Here is a 24,273-nt window from a genome sequence, read left to right on the forward strand (position 1 = left end):
GCAGGGCAGCTGCCCGAAACGAAATCGGCCCGCGCGTCGACTGACGCGGCGGGCCGAAATCCGGATTGTCGAATTTTCGCTGCGGATCAGGCTGCCGAGCGCGAGGTGATCGCCTTGCCGCCATTGCCCTGCTGCTGCGCCTTCAGCCGGTCGGCCTCGGAATGCCAGCGGTCGGCCTCGCGCCGCTTGACGCGGGCTTCCTTGCGCCACTTGCCTTGTGCCGCCCACGAGGCGACGCCGCCGATGAAGACGCCGAAGGCGACGGCCGCGAACAGGATCCAGAACAGCGGCACATCCAGGCTCAAGGCCGGATCGACACGGTTGAACGGGTCGAGCGACAGTGTCACGACATGCCGGTTGGCGACCGCCAGTGCGATCAGCACGATGGCGATCGGCACCAGCACGAGGTTCTTCAGAAAGCGCGTCAATTCCAGTCTCCTGTACGGGCCGTGCCCGCGCGCGGCCGAAAGGCCGCGGGGTCCCTGTCCGATCCGCCTGTGGCCTCGCGGCGCTGGTCAGGGCATCTCAATCGTCGTCGGGGTCTTCCGAACCGTCCCCGTCGTTGAGACGCTCGCGCATCTCCTTGCCGGTCTTGAAGAAGGGAACGAACTTCTCTTCTACATCGACCTTCTGGCCCGTGCGCGGGTTGCGCCCGGTGCGAGCCGGCCGGTTCTTGACCGAAAAGGCGCCGAAGCCCCGAAGCTCGACCCGGTTGCCGCTGCGCAGGGCATCGGTGATCTCGTCGAGGATCGCATTGACGATGTTCTCAACGTCCCGCTGGTAGAGGTGCGGATTCTGTTCGGCGATCCGTTGCACCAGTTCCGACTTGATCATTCGCGTCCCCCTGTTCGGTCGAGACTTTCCGCCGCGTTGCGAGCGTGCCAAACGGACACAAGACCGTCAAGCGCAAGCCCTTCCGGGATGATGGCTCCGGCACCTGCCACCGCCTCGAGGGCGCCGCTGGCGACCCCGGAGCCGAACCAGTGCGCCATCCGGCCGACGAAGGGCAATCCGCCCTCTCTTTCGCGCTGGACCCGCCAGGTGAGGACCGGCAGGTCAGGCGCGACGCCGCGCTCGGTTTCCAGCCATTTCAAGCTGGCTTCCTCGCCGCCGAGATCGTCGATCAGCCCGAGATCGCGCGCCGCCTCGCCGGAATAGACACCGCCCTGGGCGACCGCCCGCACGGCGTCCGTGTCCAGGCCGCGGCGTTCCGCCACCCGGGCGACGAACCACTCGTAGCTGTCGTTGATCAATGCCTGCAAATTGTCGCGCACGGCCGGCGGCGTCTCGGAATGGAAGTTCGGCTCGGCCTTGAGGGGGCCGGAGCGGACAACGTCGAACTTGACGCCGAGCGTGTCGAGCAGCCCGCCGAAATTGCCGTACTGGATATAGACGCCGATGGAGCCGGTGATCGAGGTATGCCGTGCGACGATATGATCCGAGGCGATGGCGGTCATGTAGCCGGCGGAAGCGGCCAGCGTGCCGATCTGCGCGACGACGGGCTTCTTCTCGGCCAGCTCGCGCAGCGCCATGTACAGCGTCTCGCCGCCCACCGTGGTGCCGCCCGGGGAGTTCAGGTCGATGATCACCGCCTTCACCCGGTTGTTCTCGGCAAGCTCCTTGATCAGCTTGACCCTGTCGCGGTCGTCGACGATCAGTCCGCCGACCGGAAGCCGCGCGATATGATCGCCGCGCCGGTCGAGCGAGCCGAAAGCCCCGCTCCAGGACAGGATCCCGCCGATTGCCACGATCGCCAGCAGGAAGGCAAATCCCCTCCAGAACATCACCTTCCGGCGCAATCGCCGGCGGTCGACCAGCGCATCCGCATCAAGGGCCATGGACCAAACCTTTCGCTCTTCCCGTTTTGGGGAGGCCTATCGCTACATGGCTGCGCTCCGGTTGAAAAGCCCGAACTGCAGGAAACGGCCGCTCGACCCTCGTCGCAGCGCTTGCCGGACGCCGCGTCGTCTGGCACTCAGGCGCTCGCCACGTTTTGTTGCGGTGCACGATAACAGGTCGGGGAGGGCCTTACGAACCATGGCGCAAATCACCCTTAACACGCTGGACGCGAGCAAGGCGGAGGGCCGCCGCTTCGCGATGGTCACCGCCTATGACGCCGGCTTTGCCCTGGCCGCTGCCTGTGCGGGCATCGAGACGCTGCTGGTCGGCGACAGTCTCGGCATGGTGGTGCAGGGGCGCGGCTCGACCGTTCCCGTGACCATGGACGACATGGCCTATCACACGGCCTGCGTCCGCCGCGGCGTGGAGCGGGGCGAGCACCGCCCGCTGATCCTGGCCGACATGCCGTTCGGCGCGGCCAATGCGCGCGATCAGGCGGCGGCCAATGCCGCCCGGCTGATGCAGGCCGGCGCCAATGCGGTGAAGATCGAGGGCGGCGCGTGGGTGGCCGAGACGATCCGCCATCTGACCGAGCGCGGCATGCCGGTCTGCGCCCATCTCGGCCTGACGCCGCAAACCGCCGACATGTTGGGCGGCTTCCGCCTGCAGGGCCGCAATGAGGCGGCCGCCGCGCGCATCCGCGAGGAGGCCCGCATGCTGGAGGAGGCCGGCGCCCGCCTGCTGCTGCTGGAATGCGTGCCCGATGCGCTCGGGCGGGCGGTGAGTGAGGCCGCGACGGTGCCGGTGGTCGGCATCGGTGCGGGGCCTGCGACCGATGCGCAGGTGCTGGTCCTGCACGACATGCTGGGGCTGGGCGAGGGGCGCAAGGCACGCTTCGTGAAGGATTACCTTGCCGGGCGCGGCAGCATCGCCGAGGCGCTGCGCGCCTTCGGCGAGGAGGTGCGCTCCGGCGCCTATCCCGCGCCCGAGCACTGCTACGGCTGAGCCGCTCGGGGCGCGTGCCGTTCGCATCTTCCGGGCACGGGACCGGATGTGTCATCCTTTGCGCAGGCCACGGCAAGGGAGCGAAAGATGAGCGTTCGGATCGTGCGGCTTGGAACGCAGCGCAGCGAGGGCGAGGGGCCCCGGCTCGGCACGGTGCGCCGGCCGCCGCGCGGCGTGCGCAAGCAGGACTACGCGGCCGGCAACTGGTACGACACCTGGCTGCCCGAGCTGTCGCCGAGCGCGGAACTGGTGGCGAGTGCGCGGGCCGCGCAGTCGGACGCGGACTGGACGGCCTTCGTCAAGGCGTTCCGCAAGGAGATGGCAGCGCCTGGCCCCGCGCGCCTGCTCGACATGCTCGCAGCGCTGTCGCATTCCGGCGCCTTCTCGCTCGGCTGCTACTGCGAGGAGGAGGCCCATTGCCACCGCTCGGTCCTGCGCGAGCTGCTGAGCGAACGCGGCGCCGATATCGCCTGAGCCGCTGCAGCACGGCCCGGACCATCCCGGAAAACCGGCCGGAGAGGGAAGCTCCCCGGCTGCAAGGCCCTCCAAAATGAAAAAACCCCGGCCGCAAGGCCGGGGTTCTGTTTTTTGCGATGTCGCTTTTGGCGATCAGTCGTCGGTCTCGCGGGCCTTGAGGGCCGCGCCGAGAATGTCGCCGAGCGAAGCGCCCGAGTCCGACGAACCGTACTGCGCAACGGCTTCCTTCTCCTCGGCGATTTCCAGCGCCTTGATGGAGACCGACACGCGGCGGGTCTTCTTGTCGAACTGGGTGACGCGGGCGTCGAACTTCTCGCCGACCGAGAAACGCTCGGGGCGCTGCTCGGCACGATCGCGGGACAGGTCGGCACGACGCACGAAGGTGGTCAGGTCGGTGTCGACGATCTTGGCCTCGAGGCCGCCGTCCTTCACTTCGACCACTTCGCAGGTGATGATCGCACCCTTGCGCAGCTCGCCGGCCGCAGCCGTGTCGAACGGATCGCCGCCGAGCTGCTTGATGCCGAGTGAAATACGCTCCTTCTCCATGTCGACGTCGAGCACGACGGCGCGAACCATGTCGCCCTTCTTGTACTCTTCGATGACCTGCTCGCCCGGACGGTTCCAGTCGAGGTCGGAGAGGTGGACCATGCCGTCGACGTCGCCGTCGAGACCGATGAACAGACCGAACTCGGTCTTGTTCTTGACCTCGCCCTCGACCTCGGTACCGGTCGGGAACTTCTCGGCGAAGGCCTCCCACGGGTTCTGCAGGGTCTGCTTGAGGCCGAGCGAGATACGACGCTTGACCGGATCGACCTCCAGGATCATCACCTCAACCTCCTGCGAGGTGGAGACGATCTTGCCCGGATGGACGTTCTTCTTGGTCCAGGACATCTCGGAGACGTGGATCAGGCCTTCGATGCCCGGCTCCAGCTCGACGAACGCACCGTAGTCGGTGATGTTGGTCACGCGGCCGGTGAACTTGGCATCGACCGGGTACTTGGCCTCGATGCCGTCCCACGGATCGGCCTCGAGCTGCTTCATGCCCAGCGAGATGCGGTGCGTGTCCTGGTTGACGCGGATGATCTGGACCTTGACGGTCTGACCGATCGACAGGACCTCGCTCGGATGGTTGATGCGGCGCCACGCGATGTCGGTGACGTGCAGCAGGCCATCGATGCCGCCCAGGTCGACGAACGCACCGTAGTCGGTGATGTTCTTGACCACGCCTTCCATGACCTGGCCTTCCTCGAGGCTCTGGACCAGCTCCGAGCGCTGCTCGGCACGGGTCTCCTCGAGGACGACACGGCGCGACACGACGATGTTGCCGCGGCGCTTGTCCATCTTCAGGATCTGGAACGGCTGCGGGGTGTGCATCAGCGGGGCGACATCGCGCACCGGACGGATGTCCACCTGCGAACGCGGCAGGAAGGCCACGGCGCCGTCGAGGTCGACGGTGAAGCCGCCCTTGACCTGGTTGAAGATCTGGCCGGTGACCTTCTCGTTCGCCTCGAAAGCGACCTCGAGACGGACCCAGCTCTCTTCGCGGCGAGCCTTGTCGCGCGACAGGACGGCCTCGCCGAGCGCGTTCTCGACACGCTCCAGATAGACCTCGACCTTGTCGCCGATCGAGACGCCGGCGTCGTCGCCGTCACGTCCCTTGACGCCAAATTCCTTCAGCGCGATGCGGCCTTCGACCTTCAGGCCGACGTCGATCACCGCGAGATCCTTCTCGATGGCGATCACGGTGCCGGTGACGACGGAACCTTCGTACAGCTCCTGCTGCTCGAAGCTTTCCTCGAGAAGGGCGGCAAATTCATCGCGGGTAGGGTTCAAACTGCTCATCGAAACTCCTGGCAGCCAAGTCTGGCTCGTCGCCGGCGGGTTTGTGTTGGTCCTGGCGGCTCCTCCATCCGGCAACCCCGCGTTTGTCTGGGGGGCTGCATCCGCGCGCTCCATCTGCCCTTTGGCAACAGGATTGCGCAGGCCGGCGAGGCGGAAGGCGAAACCGCACGCTCAGTCATGTCTTGCGGGAAATGCGTGGCCGTTCTTCACCGAAAGGGGAAAAACATGTCCGCGATCCGCCAGTCTTCGCCCGGCCGGTCGCGGGCGAGCCGGACCATGAGGCCAATGGGCGCGGATGTCGGCACGCGAAGGCAGGCATCCGGCTCGGGCGCGATGCGAAAAAGCGCCGATCTCGTGACCGCTACCTTGCGTGCACGCTATCGACGATATCCACAGCCGCCTTGAACGCGGTTTCTATATCCATTTCCGACGTATCGAGCAAGTCCGCATCGTCGGCCGGTTTCAGCGGCGCCACGGCGCGGCCCGCATCGCGCTGGTCGCGGCGTTCCAGATCGGCCAGCACCCGGGCGTATTCCGCGTCCTGCCCCTTGGAGACGAGCTCCTGGGTGCGCCGGCGCGCGCGCTCGGCAGCGCTTGCCACCACATAAAGCTTCACGTCCGCATCCGGGCACACCACGGTGCCGATGTCGCGCCCGTCCAGAACGGCGCCTGGCGGTTCCTGGGCAAAGCGCCGCTGCAGCCGCACCAGCTCCTCGCGCAGGCCCGGCAGCACGGCGATCCGCGAGGCGGCCTCGCCGATCTCGTGCGCCGACAGCACGTCGCGGTCGAGGCGGGACAGGTCGAGATTGCGCGCCGTCGCCACCGCCACCGCTTCGTCGCCGAGCGGCAGGCCGCGGGCGAGCAGGGCTGCGGCGACCGCGCGATATGTGAGGCCGGTGTCGAGATGGCGCAGTCCGTAATGGTCGGCCAGCCGGCGCGCCAGGGTGCCCTTGCCCGAGGCCGCAGGCCCGTCGATGGCGATGATCATGCGGCCTGCTCTCCCGTTTCGCTGATGTCGCCTCCGAGCTCTGCGAACAGCGTCTCGAAGGTCGGGAAGCTGGTGGCGATCACCCCGCCGTCGTCCACCGTGACCGGCCGGTCGGCAGCAAGCCCCAGGACCAGGAAGGTCATGGCGATGCGGTGGTCGAGATGGGTGGTGACGGTGCCGCCGCCGATCGGGCCCTTGCGCCCGTGCACCCGCAAGGTGCTCTCGCCTTCCTCGCACTCGATGCCGTTGACGCGCAGGCCGGCGGCGACTGCCGCAAGCCGGTCCGATTCCTTCACCTTGAGCTCTTCCACCCCGAGCATGGTCGTGGTGCCTTCCGCGAAGGCGGCGGCCACGGCCAGCACCGGATACTCGTCGATCATCGAGGGCGCGCGGTCCGCCGGAACCTCGATGCCCTTCAGCCGCGAATGGCGCACGCGCACATCGCCGAGCCGCTCGCCGCCGGTCTCGCGGATATTGGTGATCTCCAGATCCGCGCCCATCTCCTGCAGCGTGGTCAGGAGGCCGGTGCGGTGCTCGTTGAGCAGCACGTCCGCGACCGTCACTTCCGAGCCCGGCACGATCAGCCCCGCGACGATGGGGAAGGCGGCCGAGGACGGGTCGGCCGGCACGGTGACGTCCTGCGGCTGCAGTTCGCCCTGGCCGGTGACGGTGATCACCCGCCCGCCGGTGTCGTCATGGTCGACCTGGATGGTCGCGCCGAAGCCGGCCAGCATGCGCTCGGTATGGTCGCGGGTGGGAATCGGTTCGACGACGGTGGTCTGGCCCGGTGCGTTGAGGCCGGCCAGCAGCACCGCCGACTTCACCTGCGCGGACGGCACGGGCACGCGGTAGCTGATCGGGGCGGGGGTGCCGGGGCCGTGCACCGACAGCGGCAGCCGGTCGCCGGAGCGCGAGATCACCCGCGTTCCCATCATCCGCAAGGGCTCCAGGACGCGGCCCATCGGCCGCTTGATCAGCGAGGCATCGCCCGTGAAGGTGGCGGCGATCGGATGGGTGCCGGCGATGCCGAGGGCAAGGCGCACGCCGGTGCCGGCATTGCCGTAGTCGATCACCGTTTCCGGCTCCACCAGGCTGCCGAGGCCGGCGCCGTCGACTGTCCACAGGCCATTGGCATCGCGCTGGATGCGGGCACCGAAGGCGCGCATGGCGGCGGCGGTATTGAGCACGTCCTCCGATTCCAGAAGGCCGGAAACCGTGGTCCGGCCGATGGCCAGCGCGCCCAGCATAAGGGCCCTGTGGGAAATGGACTTGTCGCCGGGCACGGTGACCCGGCCCTTGAGCGCGGTGCCGGAGCGGGCCGTCAGCGGCCTTGCGGCGGTGGAGTGGGACATGCTGGATTCCGAAAGCTTGAAGCCGACTGTTGCGTTGCACCTCGTATCATGCTGGAACCGATACGTCACCGTGGGTGTTGCCTCCGTCAGGGGGCCTTTGGCCGCGGTCTTTGGAACGCGCCGGAGAAAGCAACGGGGCGGGCCGACAAAGCGTTTGACGAAGCAGGGCGGATTAGGCTTTGACAGGAAGCCGGGCAGCCTTTATGCGAACGCCCGATTATCTGCAGACAAGGGTTGGAAACGTGGCAAAACCCGATCTTGGCACCAAGCGGCTGTGCGGCGGTTGCGGCACGAAATATTACGACCTCAATCGCGATCCGATTACCTGCCCCAAGTGCGGCACGGTGTTCATCGTGGCCCAGGCGATGCGGGCGAAGACCGCCGCCAAGGCTGCGGTCGTCGAAGAGGATGAGGACGACGTCGAGCTGGACGACGAGGGCGCCGAGATGGTCAGCCTCGAGGAAGCCGACGCGGAGACCGAAGGCGATACCGCCGTCGCGATCGACGACGACGAGGTCGACGAGGAAATCGGCGACGACGATGCCGACGATGTCTTCATCGACGATGAGGACGAGGAAGACGGCGACGTGCCGGGCATCGTGCTCGAGCGCGACGACGAGGACACCGACCGCTGAAAACGGCGTTGTCCACAGGCCCTGAAACTTTTCCTCAGGGCCTGTTCGGGAAAGCGGATTATTCCGCTTGACTTGAGGGGCGGAAGACGTATTTTCCGCCCGCACCGGCAAGGCGAACCCAAGCGTCGCCGGACGGTTCGAAGCAAGAGGGTCCCGGAGGTTTCCGGCCAACGGCTTCGGACAAGACACTGGAAGACGGGGCCATAGCTCAGTTGGGAGAGCGCTTGAATGGCATTCAAGAGGTCAGGGGTTCGACTCCCCTTGGCTCCACCAGTCTTCCCCTTCATGTGAAGATCCCCAAGATATCATCATGATGACGCGGGCAAGTGCTTGCCTGCACGTGCGAGCCGCGCGCTCGGGGGCAGCGAACGCGACCTGGGCGATGTCGACCTTGAGCTCGGCCGGACGGTCCGCGCACGGGCCGAACTGCTCCTTGCCGGAGATCACCGCCTCAAGGTGCTTCCCTCGCACTTGCCGCTCCATCCAGATGGCAGGGGCGGGGCCCCCTATTTTCCAGGCATGACAATGGCGGCCGGGACAGAGAACTGTGCACCGGCACAGGCCTCGGGCTGCTTCACTCTGACGGTCCACCAGCCTTCGAACGGCTTGTCGGCCAGTCCTTCGGCGGAGATCGGGTCGGACGCCGGGCAGGCCCTGCTCAAGGCTGCTGCGAGATCCTGCCAGTCCTTCCCGGGGGCGAAGCGAAGAGAGACGTAGGACTGCCCGCTCTCCCGTTTGGCGAGGCCTTGAAGATAGGCAAGGCTGGCCACGCAGGCGCAGACGACAACGAACAGCACGAGAATGATCCGGTTTGCCTTGCGGACCTGATTTTGAAGCGTCAGGTATGCGGCAAAACTGGTCACCTTGGACAGGATGGCCCTGAAACGCGCGATTTCCTGCTCGCTGTCCGCGTTCTCGTATTTGGCCCACAGATCCTCCAGGGATCCTATGTCGCTCGGCAGCAGCTCGTCGAGATACGGGTTGAGCATGGCCTGCACCGACGTCTGTTTCAGCCTGTCGCGGGAAAACGCCTTGGGAAACAGGAGTTCCTGCACGGTCATGACGGCGGCCAGGATCGCGACGACCACCACCGCCCCGAAGACAATCCCGAGGCCCAGGTGCTTTTCGCCAAGGTCGGGAAGAATGCCGAAAGACAATCCGCCGGCCAGCACGGCGCCCAAACCGGCCAGTGCGGCCGCAAACCACTTAGCGGTATCCCGCAAGTCCGCCCGCGCCTTGGCGTAGCGATCCCCCTGGGTCTCGTCCGTCATCACCAACTCTCCCCCGGCCTGCTAGAGGACCTTCCGCAGCATGATGGTGATATCGTCGCCGATGTCTCTCGGGGGCCTCGTCTTTCCGGGGAGGACTGGCCTTGCCTTGCGGTGCGTCCTGCTCTTGCGGGCCCTGACCAGGATCCGCAACACGCCTTTGACGGCCGCTTCCCTGTCCGGAAAGACGCCCTTCTTCACGAGAGAATCGAGATAATCGAGAATCTCCTGGTCAAGATCATCGACCCAGCTGCCCATGATGCCCTCATACAATTCGCTATCTTGAAAATGCCTGTCCTGTTCATGGGGCCGGCGGACGGTCCGCAGCGGATCCAAGAGCAAGTCTATCGTTTGAGCCCTGGCGCTTCGGCGGATGGTGCCCCAGCCGCTTGGGAGCACCCGCGCCCAGCAGTTCAGGCCCGGCAATCGGCGCCATTCTTGCAGCGGCGAACCCGACCGTTCCGGCCGTGAGACCCGGTCTCCGGTCGTCAGGCGCAAGGCCGTTTCGCCAGACCACCAATCATTGGTGTTCAGTGCGCAAGAGGCAAATAAAAACGTCATCGAACGCAGGGGAAGATGGCGTCTATCGGTCGTATCTTCAGAAAAGACAGTCTGTGATCCGGGAATTGAATGACTGCCCGAAGGAGTGCGTCTTGCTGGCGCTCTTGAGCGCTGCAGGACATCTGCCCGGGTGTTGGGCATGCGGGCAGGAAAGACACGACGGGCCAAGGCCGGTTTCAAAAAACAAGGCCACGGCGTGGTTCCGCCGTGGCCTTGTTTTTTGTTTTGCGTGCGGGAGGAGGGCGGTCAGTAGTCCGCCCGGCCGCCCGACATGTCGAAGACTGCGCCGGTGGAGAAGGATGCCCTGCGCGAGGCGACGAAGGCGACGATCTCCGCCAGTTCCTCCGGTGTGCCGAAGCGGTTCATCGGGATCTTGGCGAGAAGCTCCTGGACGTAGCTTTCCGGCCAGCCGTCGAAGATGCGCGTGCGGATCGCGCCGGGGGCGACGCAGTTGACCGTGACGCCGGTGGTGGCGAGTTCGCGCCCCAGCGTCTTGGTCAGCGAGATCACCGCAGCCTTGCTCGCCGCATAGGCGGCGATGCGCGGGCCCGGTTCCTTGCCGGCGACCGAGCCGATGGTGACGATGCGGCCATAGCCGCGCGCCACCATGTCCGGGATCACCGCCTGGCAGCACAGCAGCGTGCCGGTGACGTTGACCTCCATCACCCGCGCCCAGTCCGTGCTGGCGAGTTCCGCCGCCGGCACGTTGGGGCCGGGAATGGCGGCGTTGCACACCAGGATCGAGATCTCGCCGAGCATCTTGCGGGTGGCGGCCAGCGCGGTCGCTACCTCCTCCGGCGAGGTGATGTCGACGGCGCAAGAGTGGGTGGGGCCGATATCGGAGAGCTGCTCGGCACTGTCCTGCGCGGCTTCGCCGTCCTGGTCCCAGATCGCGACGCGCGCGCCTTCCTCCAGCAGCTTGCGGGCGATGGCCTGGCCGAGACCCCGGGCAGCGCCCGTGACGATGGCGGAACGCCCCTTCATCGGTTGCCCTCCTGCTTCGCGGCGGACCCGCCCTTGCGGGCGCGCATCTTCTCGATCCAGTCGCCGATCTCGCCGACGAAGCCCTTGCGGAAGGCGAGGATGCAGGTGAGGAACACGACGCCGATGATCACCGACAGCCACTCGCCCACCTTGTCGGCGAGGAAGTTCTGCAGAAGGATCACGAAGAAGGCGCCGGCCACCGGGCCGCCCAGCGTGCCGAGGCCGCCGAGGATGCACATCATCACCACCTCGCCGCTCAGCGCCCAGTGCAGGTCGTTGAGCGACTCGTAGGACAGCGCCAGCGCCTTCAGCGCGCCGGCCAGCCCGGACAGGGCCCCCGACAGGGTGAAGGCCAGCACCTTGTAGCGGTCGACGTCGTAGCCGAGCGAGATGGCGCGCGGTTCGTTCTCGCGGATCGCGGTCAGCACCTGGCCGAAGGGCGAGGTGACGATGCGGTGGATCGCGAACAGTGCCAGCAGGAAGCAGGCGGCGACCAGGCCGTAGAGGGCCATGTCGTCCTGCAGGTCGATGATGCCGAACAGCGTGCCGCGCGGGATGCCGTGGAAGCCGTCGTCGCGCCCCGTCCACTCCATCTGCATGGCGACGAAGTAGATCAGCTGCGAGATAGCCAGCGTGATCATCGCGAAGTAGATGCCCTGGCGGCGGATCGCCACCGAGCCGGCGAGGAAGCCGATCAGGGCCGCCACCGCGACGCCGGCGAGGATGCCGAGTTCCGGCGGCCAGCCGAGATGCTTCATCGTCACGCCGAGCGCATAGCCGGCCGAGCCGAAGAACATCGCGTGGCCGAAGGACAGCAGCCCCGTATAGCCGAGCATCAGGTTGAAGGCCGAGGCGAAGATGGCGAAGCACAGGAGCTTCACGATCAGCATCGGGTAGATGAAGGCCGGTGCGACGGCGAGCGCCGCGACGGCCAGCACGATCATGAGGGTGCGGGTGTTGAGCATGGCCTGTCCTCACTGCTTTCCGAACAGGCCGTGCGGGCGAACCAGCAGGACCAGGATCATCAGGACGAAGATCGCGGTGGACGAGGCCTCCGGGTAATAGACCTTCGCCAGCCCCTCGATCAGGCCGAGGCCGAGACCGGTGAGGATGGAGCCGAGGATCGAGCCCATGCCGCCGATCACCACCACGCCGAAGACGGTGATGATGATGGAGTGGCCGATCTGCGGGGTGAGCTGCATCAGGGGCGCGGCGAGCACGCCGGCAAAGGCGGCAAGCCCGACGCCCCAGCCGAAGACCAGGGTGACCAGCAGCGGCACGTTGACGCCGAAGGCCTGCACCAGACTCGGGTTCTCCGTGCCGGCCCGCAAGGTAGCGCCGAGGCGGGTCCGCTCGATCACCAGCCAGGTGATGAGGCACAGGCCGAGGGCCGCGACGATCACCCAGATGCGGTAGATCGGCAGGCGCATGAAGCCGAGGTCGACCATGCCCTGCAGCGACGGCGGCACCGCGTAGCGCAGGCCCGAGACGCCGAAATAGACCCGCACGAAGCCCTCGATCACCATGGTCAGGCCGAAGGTGACGAGCAGGCCGTAGATATGGTCGAGCTTGTAGATGCGCTTGAGAATCGTCCGCTCGATGACGATGCCGAGGCCCGCCGCCATCAGCGGCACCAGCAGGACGGCCCACCAGTAGCCGAGGCCGAGCGGCTGCAGCAGCAGATAGGCGAGGAACGCGCCCAGCATGTACATCGTGCCATGAGCGAAGTTGACGATGTTCAGCAGGCCGAAGATCAGCGACAGGCCGAGCGACAGCAGCGCGTAGAAGCTGCCGTTGACGAGGCCCAGCAGCAGCTGGCCGTAGAGCACGGGGGCGGGAACGCCGAAGATCTCGGTCATGGTCACACTCCCAGATACGTGCGGATGTCGTCGGCACGGGCGGTAAGATCGGCTTGCGCGATCTCCTCGACCACACGGCCGTGCTCGATGATGAAGAAGCGGTCGGCGAGCGGGGCCGCGAAGCGGAAGTTCTGCTCGACCATGAGGATGGTGAAACCGCGGGCCTTGAGATCCTGGATCACCCTGGAGAGCGTCTGCACGATTACCGGGGCGAGCCCTTCGGAGATCTCGTCCAGCAGCAGGATGTCCGCGCCGGTGCGCAGGATGCGGGCGATCGCCAGCATCTGCTGCTCGCCGCCGGACAGGCGGGTGCCGGGGCTGTGCGCGCGTTCCTTCAGGTTGGGGAACATCGCGTAGATCTCGTCGAGCGACATGGCCATGCCGCCGTCGGTGCGCGTCACCGGCGGCAGCAGCAGGTTCTCCTCGCAGCTCAGCGAGGCGAAGATGCCGCGTTCCTCCGGACAGTAGCCGAGCCCGGCCTTGGCGATGCGGTAGGCCGGTGTCGTGCTCATGTCCTTGCCGCGGATCTCAAGCCGGCCCTCGCGCCGGTCGAGCAGGCCCATGATGGCACGCAGGATCGTGGTGCGGCCGGCGCCGTTGCGGCCGATCAGGCTCACCACCTCGCCGCGGCGGACCGACAGGTCGACACCGTGCAGCACGTGGCTCTCGCCGTACCAGCCGTTCACCCCCTTCAGGGACAGGATGGTCTCGTCCATCAGTGTGCCCCCTCCAGCTCGGTCTCGCTGCCCATGTAGGCCTCCAGCACCCGAGGGTCGGCGGAGACCTCGGCATAGGTCCCTTCGGCGAGCAGCGCGCCGCGCTGCAGCACCGAGATACGGTCGCAGATGCCGGCGACGACCTTCATGTTGTGCTCCACCATCAGGATCGTGCGCCCCGCCGAGACGCGCTTGATGAGCTGGGTGACACGCTCCACGTCCTCGTGGCCCATGCCCTGGGTCGGCTCGTCGAGCAGCATCAGCCGCGGCTCCATCGCCAGGGTCGTGGCGATCTCCACCGAGCGCTTGCGCCCGTAGGGAAGGTCGGCCGCCTTGGCGTGGGCGAAGTCCTGCATGTCGACCTGCTCCAGCAGGTCCATGGCCCTGGCGTCGAGGCGCGAGAGCACGCTCCCGGGCAGCCAGAACGCATAGGTCGGCGCGTGGCGCCGCTGCAGCGCCACGCGCACGTTTTCCAGCACCGTCAGGTGGGGGAAGGTGGCCGAGATCTGGAAACTGCGCACCATGCCCTGGCGGGCGAGGGCGGCGGGTTTCTCGCGGGTAATGTCCCGGCCATCGAACACGATCCTGCCCGCACTGGGCGACAGGAACTTCGTCAGCAGGTTGAAGACGGTCGTCTTGCCGGCCCCGTTGGGCCCGATGAGGGCGTGGATATCGCCCTCCCGGACCCGCAGGGAGACGTCATCGACCGCCCGGAACCCGCGGAACTCCTTGCAGAGTCCAACCGTTTCCAGGATGTGGGTCATGGACTGTATGCTCAGCCCTTGTTGACCAGGGGGCACTTGCTCTGGTCGAGCGGCAGGAAGGCTTCGTCCGCCGGAATGGTCTCGAGCACCTTCAGGTAGTCCCAGTCGTACTGCGACTCCTCCGGCGTCTTGACCTGCACCAGATACATGTCGTGCACCATCATGCCGTCTTCGCGGATCTTGCCGTTCGCGGCGAACATGTCGTTGATCGGCATTTCGCGCATCTTGGCGAGCACCGTCTTGGCATCGGTGGTGCCGGCCGCCTCGACCGCGCGCAGATAGTGCAGCGTGCCGGAATAGTCGCCGGCATTGACCATGTTCGGCATCTTGCCGACACGCTCGTAGAAGCGCTTGGACCACTCGCGGGTCTGCTCGGTGCGATCCCAGTAGAAGCCGTCGGCGAAGAGCAGGCCGGACGCCTGGTCGAGGCCGAGGCCGTGGATCTCGTTGATCAGCAGGGTGAAGGCCACCATCTGCTGGTCGCCGCCGAGGCCGAATTCCTTCAGCGCGCGGATGCTGTTGGTGGTGTCGGACGAGGAGTTCGACAGGCCGATCGCCTGGGCGCCGGACGAGATCGCCTGCAGGGCGTAGGACGAGAAGTCGCTGGCCATGAAGGCGGGATGCTTGACGCTGCCGGACAGCGTGCCGCCGGACGACTCGATGGCGCCGGTCACCGCCGCCTCGACCGACAGGCCGTAGGCGAAGTCGGAGACGATCAGATACCAGTTGTCGACGCCCTTCGCCGCCAGTGCCTTCACCGGCGAGTTGGCGAGCGAGTAGGAATTGAAGGCAAAGTGGACGGCATTGGGCGAGCAGGCATCGCCCGTGATGCGGTCGGAACCGGCGCCGGTCACCACGACCACCTTGTCCTTGGACTGGGCGATCTCCATCACGCCGAGCGCGGCGGCCGAGTTCGACAGGTTGATCACCATGTCGGTGCCGCTGTCGAACGCCTCGCGCGCCTTGGTGACGGCGATGTCCGGCTTGTTCTGGTGGTCGATGAAGTCGGCATGGATCGGCTTGCCGTTCAGCGTGCCGCCGAAGTCCTCGATCGCCATCTTCACCGCTTCGATGGCGCCCTGGCCGCCATAGTCGGCGGTCGCGCCGGCCAGATCGGTCATCAGGGCGATCTTGACCTGGTCCTCGTCCGCGAGGGCAGGCATCGTCAGCACAGTGCTCGCCATCAGGGCGAACATGCGGCCATAAACCTTATTCATCGTGTTTCCTCCCGTTTCAGGCTCGCGAGCATGCAGGCGCATCCGCGGAGCCGGCGGGAAGTCCTCGTCTTCCTGCCGCCTGTGAGCGGAGTGCCATGTCTGTCGCGAGGGGGTGCGCAGATGCTCCCGAAACTTGCGCTTTGGCGTGGGCTGGGCGTCGCGGAGGCGATCCCTTGCCGTTGCCCGACGAACGCTAGGGATGCGCAAGGCATGTGTAAAATAGATAATTGACATGCAAACCATAATTAAAAGACATTTCACGCCGGTGGCGCTTGGGGGGAGGAGAAGCGATGAAAATCCGGCAGCTCGAGTATTTCATGCATGTGGTGAACACGCTGAACATCACCCATGCGGCGGAGCGGGCGAATGTCTCGCAGCCCGCTCTCAGCCGTCAGGTCCAGCTGCTGGAGGAGGAGCTGGGCACCCGGCTCGTCGACCGCCGGCCGCGCGGCGTGGCGCTGACCCCTGCCGGTCAGCGGCTGGCCGATCATGTGCGCGCCCTGATGCAGAATGTCGAGCTGATCAAGGAGGACATCATCGCGGCGGAGACCATGCCGGCGGGCTCCTTGCGCATTTCCTCCGCCTATTCCCTGCGCGGCCTGTTGATCGCCGACGTGGTCGCCGAGTTCCATCGCCTCTATCCGCAGGTCAATCTGGAGATCCACGAGGGCGTGTCGATCAACGTGCGCGAGGAACTGGTCACGCGCCATGTCGACCTTGCCATCTACTCCGATCACGGCGCCTCGCGCGGACTCAACCGGCAGGCGCTGTGCTCCGAAGGGCTGGTTCTGCTCGCCTCGCCGGAGGCGGGGCTGCGCATGGATGCGCCGGTTCCCAGCACGTCGCTGGTCGGGCTCGATCTGGTGCTGACCCCCTCGCCAAACGGCCTGCGCCGGGTGGTGGAGGACCTGCTGCCGCCGTCGGCCACCTTGCGCAATCCGCCGGTGATCGTGGAGACCAACTCGATCATCGTCGATCTGGTCTCGCGCGGCGGCCTGCACAGCATCCTGCCCTACAGCGCCTGCCATCAGGCCTATACGCGCGGGGAGATTTCCATCGCCCCGGTTGCCGGCGTCACCTGGCCCTGGGTCATAGCGACCTCGCGCGACCGGCCGCGCACCGCTGCCATGCGGGTGTTCACCGATCTTCTGCTCGGCCATGCCCGCCGGCTGGCGGCGGACGGGGTCTGGATTACCGCCGAGTTGCCCCCGGAGGATTGACTTCGCGCAAAACGCGAGGATTTCTGCGGGCTGACCCAGCGTCTGCGGCCATTGGACATAGATTAAACTGATCTTGAATTCACAGACATAACATCAGGTTATTCCAGACATATGCGCATTGATTTTGTCCTGCGCGCGCGAACATGCTTGCTTCCCCCGGAAAAGGCCGCATCCCGCGAGTGTCGGCCTGCCAATCCCGGGAGGAAAAATCCGTGGCAAGAAACGCCAGTTCGGCTGCCGGCGGCAGCCTGACCCTGCCTGTCGGCAAGAACACGCCCAAGCGGCTCAACCGCAACGTCCCCGAGCCGACCCGCGACGACATGCTGGCGCTCGCCCGCACGATGCTGCGGATCCGCCGCTTCGAGACGCGCACCGAGGAACTGTTCAAGGCCGGCGTCATCAAGGGTACCGCGCATTCCTCGGCCGGGCAGGAGGCGATTGCCGCCGGTGCCTGCCTGCCGCTGCGCCGCGGCGACTTCATCACCACCCATCACCGCGGCCACGGCCACTGCATCGCCAAGGGCGCCGACATCGACGGCATGATGGCGGAGCTGTGCGGCAAGCTCGGCGGCATCTGCGGCGGCATCGGCGGCTCGATGCATGTCGCCGACGTGGAGCTGAACATCCTCGGCGCCAACGGCATCGTCGGCGCCTCGATGGGGCTCGGCGTCGGTGCGGCGCTCGCCGCCAAGCAGCGCGGCTCGGACGATGCGGGCATCGCCTTCTTCGGCGACGGCGGCTCGAACGAGGGCATCTTCCACGAAGCGCTTAACCTCGCGGCCCTGTGGAAGCTGCCCATTGTCTTTTTCTGCGAGAACAATCTCTACGGCATGTCGACGCCCTTCGAGCAGGCGACGGCCGGCGGATCGGTGGCGGCGCGCGCTGCCGCCTACGGCATCCCCGGCGAGCGGATCGACGGCAACGACCCGGTCGAGGTCTATGCGGCGGTGTCCGAGGCCTTGGCCCGGGCGCGCGCCGGCGAGGGGCCGACCCTGATCGAGGGCCTGACCTATCGCCACGGCGACCATTCCGTGCGCGGCAATCTGCTCGGCTACCGGACCGACGACGAGATCCGCAAGTGGCTGGACGAAGACCCGCTGACCCGGTTGGCCCGCCGCCTTGCCGAGGACTGGGACGTCGATGCGAAGGAGTTCGCCGCGCTCGAGGCCGAGGCGTCCGAGGAGATCGAGACGGCGATCACCAGGGCTGAGACCCTGCCCGAGCCCGAACTGCCGATGCTGTTCGACAAGGTTCTGGCGCCGCGCCGCACCCCGCCGGCCCCGCCCGCGCCGGGTTCGCGCGCGATCACCTATACCGAGGCGGTGCGCGAAGCGATCTCTCAGTCCATCGAGGGCGACGACACCGTGTTCCTGATGGGCGAGGACGTCGGCCCGGTCGGCGGCACCTTCGGCGTCACCCGCGGCCTGTTCGACAAGTTCGGCCCCGACCGCATCATGAACACGCCGATCTCCGAGGGCGTGATCTCGGGCGCGGCCGTCGGTGCGGCGCTCTCCGGTCGCCGGCCCATCGCCGAGATCCAGATCTTCGACTTCGTCACCTTCATGATGGACCCCATCGTCAACCAGGCCGCCAAGCTGCGCTTCATGCTCGGCGGCAAGGCCTCGGTGCCGGTGGTGTTCCGCGGTCCCCAGGGCGGCGGCATCCGCCTTGCGGCCCAGCACTCGCAGTCGCTGGAAGCCTGGTTCGCCCACATTCCCGGCCTCACCGTGCTGGCGCCGTCCACGCCCTATGACGCCAAGGGCCTCCTGATGGCGGCGATCCGCGACGACAACCCGGTCGTCTTCCTGGAGCACAAGCTGCTCTATCTCGGCGGGGCGGCTCCGGTGCCGGAAGCGCCTTACGAGATCGAGATCGGCAAGGCCGACATCAAGCGCGAGGGCACGGACGTGACCGTGATCGCGACGCTGGCGATGGTCGAGCGCGCCCTGACGGCGGCCGAGACGCTGGCCCGCGAGGGCATCAGCGTCGAGGTGATCGACCCGCGCAGCCTGCGGCCGCTCGACATGGACTGCTTCGTGCGCTCGGTAAAGAAGACCAGCCGCTGCCTCGTGGTGCACGAGGCCTGGCGCACCGGCGGCCTCGGCGCGGAAATCGCCGCGCAGATTACCGAGGAGGCCTTCGACTGGCTCGATGCCCCGGTGGAGCGCATGGGCTCGGCCGAGGTGCCGATGCCCTATAACGACCGGCTCGAGCGCGAGGTGATGCCGAGCGCTGCCGGCATCGCCGAAACGGTGCGCCGCATGTGCCACCGCGATCTTGCGGGGGCCTGAGCCATGAGCATCAACATCCTGATGCCGGCCATCTCGCCCTCGATGACCTCGGGCAAGCTGGTGCGCTGGCATGTCGAACCCGGGACCCGGGTGCGGCAGGGCGACATTCTCGCCGAGCTGGAGACCGACAAGGCGGCGATGGACATCGAGGCGCCGGCCGACGGCGTGCTCGAGACGATCCTCGTGCCGGGCGGCACCGCCGACGTGCCGGTGGAGACCCCGATCGGGATCCTGGCCAGCGGCGCAGTCGAACCGGCAGTCGAACCGGCTCAGGCGCCCGCGCCCGTTGCCGCCCCTGCGCCTGCAGCCGTTGCGGAGCCCGTTCCCGCTCCGGCACCGGTCGCGGTTTCCGCGCCGGCCGTTGATCCGGACGCGCCGCCCCGGCGGATCTCGCCGCTGGCCCGCCGTCTGGCGCGCGAGATGGGCGTGGAGACGCAAGGCCTGCGCGGCACCGGCCCGAAGGGCAGGATCCTCGCCGCCGACATCCGCGAGGCGGCCGAGCGGCCCGCACCGGCACCCGTTCCGGCTCCCGCTATTGCGCCTGTTGCCGCTCCCGCGCCGCAGGCGGTCCCTGCCGGCGAGGTGGAGCCGCACACGGCGATGCGCCGGACCATCGCCCAGCGGCTGGTCGAGGCCAAGCAGACCGTCCCGCACTTCTATCTGGAGGTCCGCTGCGAGGCCGATGCCCTGCTGGCGCTGCGCAAGGAGCTGAACGCTGCGCTGGCGGCCTCCGGCTCGGACGCCAGGCTGACGGTCAACGACCTGGTGATGAAGGCCTATGCGCTGGCCATCGCCCGCACGCCCGATGCCATGGTGACCTGGAGCGAGGCAGGCCTGGTGCGTCACACCAGCGTCGACATCGGCCTTGCCGTCGCGCTCGAGGGCGGGCTGATCACGCCGATCCTGCGCGACGCCGCCCGGCTGTCGCCCGGCGCCCTGTCGCAGGCCGCGCGCGATGCCATTGCCCGGGCTCGTGCCGGCCGGCTGATGCCGGAGGAGTATTCCGGCGGTCTTGCCGGTCTGTCCAACCTCGGCATGTACGGCGTCAGTGCGTTCTCGGCGATCATCAATCCGCCGCAGAGCATGAACCTTGCGGTCGGCACCACCGAGACCGAGCTGGCGCTGCGCGACGGCCAGGCGGTCGAGGTGCAGCGCTTGCGGTTGACCCTGTCGGTCGACCATCGCGCCATCGACGGGGCGGTGGGGGCGCAGCTCTTGCAGCAGCTCAAGACCCTGATCGAGACGCCCCTGCTGCTGGCCTCGTGAGATGGCGATGCTGGAGGAGCTGTTCGACCTCACCGGCCGCGTCGCGCTGATCACCGGCGGGGCGCGCGGCATCGGGCTGGAAAGCGCGCGGCTGCTTGCCGAGGCGGGCGCCGCCGTGGCGCTGGTCGACCGGGACGGTGAGGCGCTGGAGGCGGCCGTGGCCGGCCTTCGGGCCGGCGGGGTGCGCTGTCTTGCCGTCACCGCCGACATTGCCGAGCCGGCGCGCCTGCCGGCCGTGGTCGAGGAGGTGTCGGACTGGGCCGGTGCGCCGGATATCCTGGTCAACAATGCCGCGTTGGTGCAGCGCGTGCCGGCGACCGAGCTGACGCCCGACATGTGGCGGCAGGCGATGGCGGTCAACCTGGACGCGGCGTTCGAGCTGAGCCGTCTCGTCCAGCCCGGCATGGCCGCGAAGGGCGGCGGGGCCATCGTCAACATCGCCTCGATCATGGCGCTGTCCGGCGGCGGCTTCTATCCCATCGCCTCCTACCACGCGTCCAAGGGCGCGATGGTCAACCTGACCCGCGGGCTGGCGATGGAGTGGGGGCCGCTCGGCATCCGCGTCAATGCGGTCGCGCCGACCTGGATCCGCACGGACTTCAACCGGGCGTTCCTCGACCAGCCGGGCGTTTCCGAACCGCTGCTCGCGTCCATGCCGCTCGGCCGTTTCGCCACCCTGCGTGACGCGGCCGCGGCCGTGCTTTATCTGTGCGCCCCGGCGGCGGCCATGGTCACCGGCCATGTGCTGCCCGTCGACGGCGGCTATCTCGCCCACTGACGACATTATGGGAGGATCCATGTCCGTCACGCAAAACCACACCGGCATCACGGTGGCCGACCTCGACCGTTCCGAGGCGATGTTCCGCGATCTCTTCGGCTTCGAGACAGTCTCGCGCGCGCCGCGCGACCCAGGCACCATCTCGCGGGTGATCGGCGTCGACGGCTGCGAGGTGGAGATCGCCTATATGCGCAACGGCACGGCGACGGTGGAGCTGCTGTGCTACTCGGCACCGCAAGAGCGCGGCGACTTCCGCCCGCGTCCCTGCGACCTCGGCTCCCTGCATCTCGGTTTCGATGTCGACGACATGGACGAGATGCTGAAGCGCTGCGCCGAGTGGTCGCTGGATCTTCTCGGCGATGTGGTGGTGGTCAGCGCCGGCCCGAACAAGGGCAAGCGCATCGCCTATCTGCGCAATCCCGGCGACGGTGTCGTGCTGGAGCTGATCGAGCGGTAACCCCGCCGCTGCCGATCCGGATTGTCCTGCTGCCGGTGCCCGGCCGGGCGCAGGATGCACGAACGCCCGCGAGGAACCTCCTCGCGGGCGTTCGGTGTTTTGTCGATGCGTCCGGTCAGGCCGCGCGGATGGTCGAGAGGAACTCGTTCATCGCCGTCTGCATCCGGCTGGAGCGGTCGTGCAGGTCGCGGATGGACTCGCGCATCTCGTTGCTGAGCGTGCCGGTGTGGTTGGCCTGCTCGCTGACCTCGATGATCGAGCCGCTGACGCTGCGCGTGCCCTGGGCCGCCTCGGCGACATTACGGGCGATCTCGTTGGTCGCCGCGTTCTGCTGCTCCGTCGCGGCCGCCATCGCCGAGGTGCGCTGACGGATGGTCTGGACCATCTCGGCAACGGAACCGGTGGCGACGATGGAATCGTCGGCCGCATGGCGCATCTCGGAAATCTGCGTGTCGATCTCTTCGGTCGCCTTGGCGGTCTGCTCGGCCAGTGCCTTGACCTCGGAGGCGACGACGGCGAAGCCGCGTCCCGCCTCGCCGGCGCGTGCCGCCTCGATGGTGGCGTTGAGCGCCAGCAGGTTGGTCTGCTCGGCAATGTCGGTGATCAGCTTCGTCACGTCGCCGATCCGCGCCACCACCTGCTGCAGCTTGCTCACCGCCTGGTTGGACCGCTCGACCTCGGTGGAGGCCTCGGTCACCACCTTGGAGGAGGCATGCACCTGCTCGTTGATCTCGGCGATGGAGGCGGACAGCTCCTCGGTGGCGCTGGCGACGGTGTTGACGTTCTCGGTCGCCTGCTGCGAGGCGGAGGAGACCGACAGCGCCTGGCGCGTCGTGCCCTCGGCGATATCGGCCAGCGCGCCGGCCGTGCCGTTCAGCGTTTCCAGCCCGCCGATCATCTCGCGGGTGATGGTCATCACCGTTTCCTCGAAGTTCGCCGCAACGCGCTCCATCTCGATGCGCCGGCGCTCGGCTGCGTCGAGGCGGGCCTGCTCGGTCTCTTCCTCCAACTCGCGGGTGCGGATCAGGTTGGCACGGAACACGCCGAGCGCATTGCCCATGCGGCCGATCTCGTCGGCACGGTTGCCGAGGTCGATCTCCTCGTTCGTGTCGCCGTCGGCGAGCTTGCGCACCACGTCGGCGAGCCTTGCGAGCGGCCGCGAGACGATGGCGAAGTTCAGGTAGCCGAGAATGGCGGCAAAGAGCGTGATGAGAACGCCGCTGCCGAGCGCGATCATCTGGGCGGAGGCAAGCTCTGCACGCTGCTGTGCCAGCAGGGCGGTTTCGCGGTTCTGCAAGGTCGCCTGGAGCTGTGTCACGCCGTCGAACGTCGCATTGAGCAGGCCGGCACCGGTTGGCGTCAGCTCCATGGCACGGGCGAGATCGACCGTTTCGGGCACCCGCATCAGGCGGATCTGCTCGCTGGCGAAGTCAGTGTGCCAGCCGTTCCAGGCGGTGCGGATCGTGTCGGCCTGGCCGGCAAGCGAGCCGTCGAGCGAGGCAAGGCTTGCCTTCAGTTCGTCGATCCGGCCGGAAATGGCCGTGGTCTGGCTCTCGACCTTGCCGACCCAGTCCCGGTTGCCGGTCAGCAGGAAGTTCTTCACCCACAAGGCCTGTTCCAGAACGGCCTCGCGCAGTTCGTCGGCATCGCGCGAGATCGCCGTCACCTGTTCGGCCTGGGTGACCGCATCGGCGGCAGAGATGGTCTTGGACCAGGTGATGGCGCCGCCGACGGCGCCGATCAGCGCCAGACACGAGAAGGCGATTGCGCCCTTGGTGGAAACCGAAAGCTTGGCGAGCATGATGTCAGTCCCGGCTTAGCTGGCAGGAGCCGCGCGGCGCGCGAGCTCGGTAAGGTTGAGCTCGACGGTGGCAGCGCCGATCGGCTTGGAGGTTTCGTCGGCGATCGTCAGGTTGAGCTGGGCGACCCAGATCTTGCGATCGCCATCCCACTCCGGCTCGTCGAGGAACACGGCATTGGCGCCATTGGGGAAGGTCTTCTGGAACTTCGCCTCGTCGCCCTGCCAGTAGTCGCCGGTGATAGAGCTCTGCCCGACATTGAGGCCGTTGGCATCCATCACGAAGATCTCGGTATAGAGCCCGAGGGTCTTGGCCTGGACGCGGAGCAGGTAGATGGACAGGGGCGCGGACAGCGTCGCCGAGATCAGCGGCTTGTCGTTGCTCTCGCGCTCGGCCACCCACTGCTGGTCCAGCGCGTCGATTTCCGCCTGGCTGAGATTGCCGCGCAGCTCGTTCTGCGCGTTGATCGACAGCGCCACGATCGGGTTGGCGAGCCATTCGCGGGTCTGGGCGATGAATGCATCGTCGACCAGTGCCTTGATGTCGGGTACCGGCGGCTCGGCCGCCGCCTGTCCGCTCAGCACGAGGGACGACAACAAGAAAATTCCCGCAAGGCGTCGCATTTGGAAGGCTCCTGTCCACAATCGGATCGATTGAGGCTTCCTCTCTCCGGGTTAAAGGAACCTTTAGGCGGGGAAATATAATTTTTGTGCAATGAGAACAAATAGTTGGCAGGTTGCTGGCAAAAATTTGTGCAATTCAGGAGTTGTGGAGCTTTGCCAGATTTGACCTTGGGACAGTTCTCAGGTCTTCCACAGGCCCGATCTTGCGGGAGAAAAGCAACCGCGATCACCCTAGCAAGTATCGGTCCAATCCCCCGGCAGGAGGGGGCTGAACGGTCCCGCCGAGGCCCTTGCCGAAGCCCTTTCTTGAACTCCACAGCCGCTCTCGCCAT

General features: G+C 67.1%; 24 protein-coding genes and 1 tRNA gene. 9 read left to right on the forward strand and 16 right to left on the reverse strand.

Going from position 1 to position 24,273, the window contains the following annotated elements; all coding sequences use genetic code 11:
• Positions 1 to 86 precede the first annotated feature (86 nt).
• The 3 genes from ACVJ6E_RS19750 to sppA form a co-directional block, all read right to left on the reverse strand.
• Positions 87 to 428 (reverse strand): LapA family protein, encoded by a 342-nt coding sequence (locus ACVJ6E_RS19750; RefSeq protein ID WP_120270483.1) that lies wholly within the window; start codon positions 426 to 428, stop codon positions 87 to 89.
• Between the two features lie 97 nt (positions 429 to 525).
• On the reverse strand, positions 526 to 834 hold the full coding sequence (locus ACVJ6E_RS19755) for an integration host factor subunit beta (protein WP_120270482.1): 309 nt from the start codon (positions 832 to 834) through the stop codon (positions 526 to 528).
• Positions 831 to 1,838 (reverse strand): signal peptide peptidase SppA, encoded by a 1,008-nt coding sequence (sppA, locus tag ACVJ6E_RS19760; RefSeq protein ID WP_120270480.1) that lies wholly within the window; start codon positions 1,836 to 1,838, stop codon positions 831 to 833. The genes ACVJ6E_RS19755 and sppA overlap by 4 nt, the downstream gene beginning before the upstream one ends.
• Positions 1,839 to 2,037: 199 nt before the next feature.
• Between sppA and panB the strand changes: the two genes are divergently transcribed.
• Both panB and ACVJ6E_RS19770 read left to right on the forward strand, forming a co-directional pair.
• On the forward strand, positions 2,038 to 2,844 hold the full coding sequence (gene panB / locus ACVJ6E_RS19765; RefSeq protein WP_120270478.1) for a 3-methyl-2-oxobutanoate hydroxymethyltransferase: 807 nt from the start codon (positions 2,038 to 2,040) through the stop codon (positions 2,842 to 2,844).
• Positions 2,845 to 2,931: 87 nt separating this feature from the next.
• Entirely contained in the window at positions 2,932 to 3,318 is a 387-nt protein-coding gene (locus tag ACVJ6E_RS19770; protein WP_120270477.1) for a DUF488 family protein, N3 subclade, read from the forward strand.
• Positions 3,319 to 3,453: 135 nt separating this feature from the next.
• On the opposite strand, the gene rpsA is transcribed toward ACVJ6E_RS19770, so the two are convergent.
• From rpsA to aroA, 3 genes are all read right to left on the reverse strand, one after another.
• Positions 3,454 to 5,163, reverse strand: a complete 1,710-nt coding sequence (rpsA, locus tag ACVJ6E_RS19775; protein ID WP_067223490.1) for a 30S ribosomal protein S1 — start codon at positions 5,161 to 5,163, stop codon at positions 3,454 to 3,456.
• 361 nt (positions 5,164 to 5,524) lie between these two features.
• Positions 5,525 to 6,151: a (d)CMP kinase gene (gene cmk / locus ACVJ6E_RS19780; protein ID WP_067223492.1), complete on the reverse strand. Its 627-nt coding sequence runs from the start codon at positions 6,149 to 6,151 to the stop codon at positions 5,525 to 5,527.
• Positions 6,148 to 7,503 (reverse strand): 3-phosphoshikimate 1-carboxyvinyltransferase, encoded by a 1,356-nt coding sequence (gene aroA, locus ACVJ6E_RS19785; protein WP_120270476.1) that lies wholly within the window; start codon positions 7,501 to 7,503, stop codon positions 6,148 to 6,150. Before aroA ends, cmk begins: the two co-directional genes overlap by 4 nt.
• 242 nt (positions 7,504 to 7,745) lie before the next feature.
• Here aroA and ACVJ6E_RS19790 point away from each other — a divergent pair, with 242 nt between their 5' ends.
• Both ACVJ6E_RS19790 and ACVJ6E_RS19795 read left to right on the forward strand, forming a co-directional pair.
• Positions 7,746 to 8,138 carry a TIGR02300 family protein gene (locus ACVJ6E_RS19790; protein ID WP_120270735.1) on the forward strand — a complete coding sequence of 131 codons (393 nt, stop codon included), beginning with the start codon at positions 7,746 to 7,748 and terminating at the stop codon, positions 8,136 to 8,138.
• A gap of 197 nt (positions 8,139 to 8,335) precedes the next feature.
• Positions 8,336 to 8,411: transfer RNA gene (locus ACVJ6E_RS19795), tRNA-Ala, on the forward strand.
• 233 nt (positions 8,412 to 8,644) lie between these two features.
• Here the strand turns inward: ACVJ6E_RS19795 and ACVJ6E_RS19800 are convergent.
• The 8 genes from ACVJ6E_RS19800 to ACVJ6E_RS19835 all read right to left on the reverse strand — a co-directional run bounded on the left by ACVJ6E_RS19800 (position 8,645) and on the right by ACVJ6E_RS19835 (position 15,507).
• Complete coding sequence (locus ACVJ6E_RS19800) at positions 8,645 to 9,409, reverse strand: hypothetical protein (RefSeq protein WP_120270474.1); 765 nt, start codon at positions 9,407 to 9,409, stop codon at positions 8,645 to 8,647.
• 21 nt (positions 9,410 to 9,430) lie between these two features.
• The gene (locus ACVJ6E_RS19805) at positions 9,431 to 9,664 is read right to left on the reverse strand and encodes a hypothetical protein (protein ID WP_147421909.1); all 234 of its coding nucleotides are present in this window, start codon (positions 9,662 to 9,664) and stop codon (positions 9,431 to 9,433) included.
• Positions 9,665 to 10,213: 549 nt separating this feature from the next.
• Positions 10,214 to 10,951 (reverse strand): SDR family NAD(P)-dependent oxidoreductase, encoded by a 738-nt coding sequence (locus ACVJ6E_RS19810; protein WP_097175903.1) that lies wholly within the window; start codon positions 10,949 to 10,951, stop codon positions 10,214 to 10,216.
• Positions 10,948 to 11,916 (reverse strand): branched-chain amino acid ABC transporter permease, encoded by a 969-nt coding sequence (locus ACVJ6E_RS19815; protein WP_120270471.1) that lies wholly within the window; start codon positions 11,914 to 11,916, stop codon positions 10,948 to 10,950. The genes ACVJ6E_RS19810 and ACVJ6E_RS19815 overlap by 4 nt, the downstream gene beginning before the upstream one ends.
• 9 nt (positions 11,917 to 11,925) lie before the next feature.
• Positions 11,926 to 12,810, reverse strand: a complete 885-nt coding sequence (locus tag ACVJ6E_RS19820; RefSeq protein ID WP_067223533.1) for a branched-chain amino acid ABC transporter permease — start codon at positions 12,808 to 12,810, stop codon at positions 11,926 to 11,928.
• 2 nt (positions 12,811 to 12,812) lie between these two features.
• Positions 12,813 to 13,526: an ABC transporter ATP-binding protein gene (locus ACVJ6E_RS19825; RefSeq protein ID WP_120270470.1), complete on the reverse strand. Its 714-nt coding sequence runs from the start codon at positions 13,524 to 13,526 to the stop codon at positions 12,813 to 12,815.
• A complete protein-coding gene (locus ACVJ6E_RS19830) occupies positions 13,526 to 14,290 on the reverse strand; it encodes an ABC transporter ATP-binding protein (RefSeq protein WP_120270468.1) in 765 nt (254 codons plus the stop codon). The genes ACVJ6E_RS19825 and ACVJ6E_RS19830 overlap by 1 nt, the downstream gene beginning before the upstream one ends.
• 11 nt (positions 14,291 to 14,301) lie before the next feature.
• Positions 14,302 to 15,507 (reverse strand): ABC transporter substrate-binding protein, encoded by a 1,206-nt coding sequence (locus tag ACVJ6E_RS19835; protein WP_158592749.1) that lies wholly within the window; start codon positions 15,505 to 15,507, stop codon positions 14,302 to 14,304.
• A gap of 290 nt (positions 15,508 to 15,797) precedes the next feature.
• Between ACVJ6E_RS19835 and ACVJ6E_RS19840 the strand changes: the two genes are divergently transcribed.
• From ACVJ6E_RS19840 to ACVJ6E_RS19860, 5 genes are all read left to right on the forward strand, one after another.
• The gene (locus ACVJ6E_RS19840) at positions 15,798 to 16,727 is read left to right on the forward strand and encodes a LysR family transcriptional regulator (protein WP_120270464.1); all 930 of its coding nucleotides are present in this window, start codon (positions 15,798 to 15,800) and stop codon (positions 16,725 to 16,727) included.
• 212 nt (positions 16,728 to 16,939) lie between these two features.
• Complete coding sequence (locus ACVJ6E_RS19845; RefSeq protein ID WP_491676516.1) at positions 16,940 to 19,018, forward strand: alpha-ketoacid dehydrogenase subunit alpha/beta; 2,079 nt, start codon at positions 16,940 to 16,942, stop codon at positions 19,016 to 19,018.
• Between the two features lie 3 nt (positions 19,019 to 19,021).
• Positions 19,022 to 20,284 carry a dihydrolipoamide acetyltransferase family protein gene (locus ACVJ6E_RS19850; protein WP_120270462.1) on the forward strand — a complete coding sequence of 421 codons (1,263 nt, stop codon included), beginning with the start codon at positions 19,022 to 19,024 and terminating at the stop codon, positions 20,282 to 20,284.
• Positions 20,285 to 20,291: 7 nt separating this feature from the next.
• The gene (locus tag ACVJ6E_RS19855; protein ID WP_120270733.1) at positions 20,292 to 21,062 is read left to right on the forward strand and encodes a glucose 1-dehydrogenase; all 771 of its coding nucleotides are present in this window, start codon (positions 20,292 to 20,294) and stop codon (positions 21,060 to 21,062) included.
• Between the two features lie 19 nt (positions 21,063 to 21,081).
• Positions 21,082 to 21,519: a VOC family protein gene (locus tag ACVJ6E_RS19860; RefSeq protein ID WP_158592748.1), complete on the forward strand. Its 438-nt coding sequence runs from the start codon at positions 21,082 to 21,084 to the stop codon at positions 21,517 to 21,519.
• Between the two features lie 115 nt (positions 21,520 to 21,634).
• Here the strand turns inward: ACVJ6E_RS19860 and ACVJ6E_RS19865 are convergent, their stop codons facing one another.
• Positions 21,635 to 23,320 carry a methyl-accepting chemotaxis protein gene (locus ACVJ6E_RS19865; RefSeq protein WP_120270458.1) on the reverse strand — a complete coding sequence of 562 codons (1,686 nt, stop codon included), beginning with the start codon at positions 23,318 to 23,320 and terminating at the stop codon, positions 21,635 to 21,637.
• A gap of 15 nt (positions 23,321 to 23,335) precedes the next feature.
• Positions 23,336 to 23,917, reverse strand: coding sequence for a hypothetical protein (locus tag ACVJ6E_RS19870; RefSeq protein WP_245164937.1), 582 nt, complete (start codon positions 23,915 to 23,917; stop codon positions 23,336 to 23,338).
• Positions 23,918 to 24,273 lie beyond the last annotated feature (356 nt).

The sequence above is a fragment of the Stappia sp. G46H5W genome, assembly GCF_058448995.1.

What these genes read in the sequence shown, in the direction of transcription:
- ACVJ6E_RS19755 (WP_120270482.1), bottom strand. Translation starts at nt 834, where the DNA reads ATGATCAAGTCGGAACTGGTGCAACGGATCGCCGAACAGAATCCGCAC.
- sppA (WP_120270480.1), bottom strand. Translation starts at nt 1,838, where the DNA reads ATGGCCCTTGATGCGGATGCGCTGGTCGACCGCCGGCGATTGCGCCGG.
- panB (WP_120270478.1), top strand. Translation starts at nt 2,038, where the DNA reads ATGGCGCAAATCACCCTTAACACGCTGGACGCGAGCAAGGCGGAGGGC.
- ACVJ6E_RS19770 (WP_120270477.1), top strand. Translation starts at nt 2,932, where the DNA reads ATGAGCGTTCGGATCGTGCGGCTTGGAACGCAGCGCAGCGAGGGCGAG.
- rpsA (WP_067223490.1), bottom strand. Translation starts at nt 5,163, where the DNA reads ATGAGCAGTTTGAACCCTACCCGCGATGAATTTGCCGCCCTTCTCGAG.
- cmk (WP_067223492.1), bottom strand. Translation starts at nt 6,151, where the DNA reads ATGATCATCGCCATCGACGGGCCTGCGGCCTCGGGCAAGGGCACCCTG.
- aroA (WP_120270476.1), bottom strand. Translation starts at nt 7,503, where the DNA reads ATGTCCCACTCCACCGCCGCAAGGCCGCTGACGGCCCGCTCCGGCACC.
- ACVJ6E_RS19800 (WP_120270474.1), bottom strand. Translation starts at nt 9,409, where the DNA reads ATGACGGACGAGACCCAGGGGGATCGCTACGCCAAGGCGCGGGCGGAC.
- ACVJ6E_RS19805 (WP_147421909.1), bottom strand. Translation starts at nt 9,664, where the DNA reads ATGGGCAGCTGGGTCGATGATCTTGACCAGGAGATTCTCGATTATCTC.
- ACVJ6E_RS19810 (WP_097175903.1), bottom strand. Translation starts at nt 10,951, where the DNA reads ATGAAGGGGCGTTCCGCCATCGTCACGGGCGCTGCCCGGGGTCTCGGC.
- ACVJ6E_RS19815 (WP_120270471.1), bottom strand. Translation starts at nt 11,916, where the DNA reads ATGCTCAACACCCGCACCCTCATGATCGTGCTGGCCGTCGCGGCGCTC.
- ACVJ6E_RS19820 (WP_067223533.1), bottom strand. Translation starts at nt 12,810, where the DNA reads ATGACCGAGATCTTCGGCGTTCCCGCCCCCGTGCTCTACGGCCAGCTG.
- ACVJ6E_RS19825 (WP_120270470.1), bottom strand. Translation starts at nt 13,526, where the DNA reads ATGGACGAGACCATCCTGTCCCTGAAGGGGGTGAACGGCTGGTACGGC.
- ACVJ6E_RS19830 (WP_120270468.1), bottom strand. Translation starts at nt 14,290, where the DNA reads ATGACCCACATCCTGGAAACGGTTGGACTCTGCAAGGAGTTCCGCGGG.
- ACVJ6E_RS19835 (WP_158592749.1), bottom strand. Translation starts at nt 15,507, where the DNA reads ATGAATAAGGTTTATGGCCGCATGTTCGCCCTGATGGCGAGCACTGTG.
- ACVJ6E_RS19840 (WP_120270464.1), top strand. Translation starts at nt 15,798, where the DNA reads ATGAAAATCCGGCAGCTCGAGTATTTCATGCATGTGGTGAACACGCTG.
- ACVJ6E_RS19850 (WP_120270462.1), top strand. Translation starts at nt 19,022, where the DNA reads ATGAGCATCAACATCCTGATGCCGGCCATCTCGCCCTCGATGACCTCG.
- ACVJ6E_RS19855 (WP_120270733.1), top strand. Translation starts at nt 20,292, where the DNA reads ATGCTGGAGGAGCTGTTCGACCTCACCGGCCGCGTCGCGCTGATCACC.
- ACVJ6E_RS19860 (WP_158592748.1), top strand. Translation starts at nt 21,082, where the DNA reads ATGTCCGTCACGCAAAACCACACCGGCATCACGGTGGCCGACCTCGAC.
- ACVJ6E_RS19865 (WP_120270458.1), bottom strand. Translation starts at nt 23,320, where the DNA reads ATGCTCGCCAAGCTTTCGGTTTCCACCAAGGGCGCAATCGCCTTCTCG.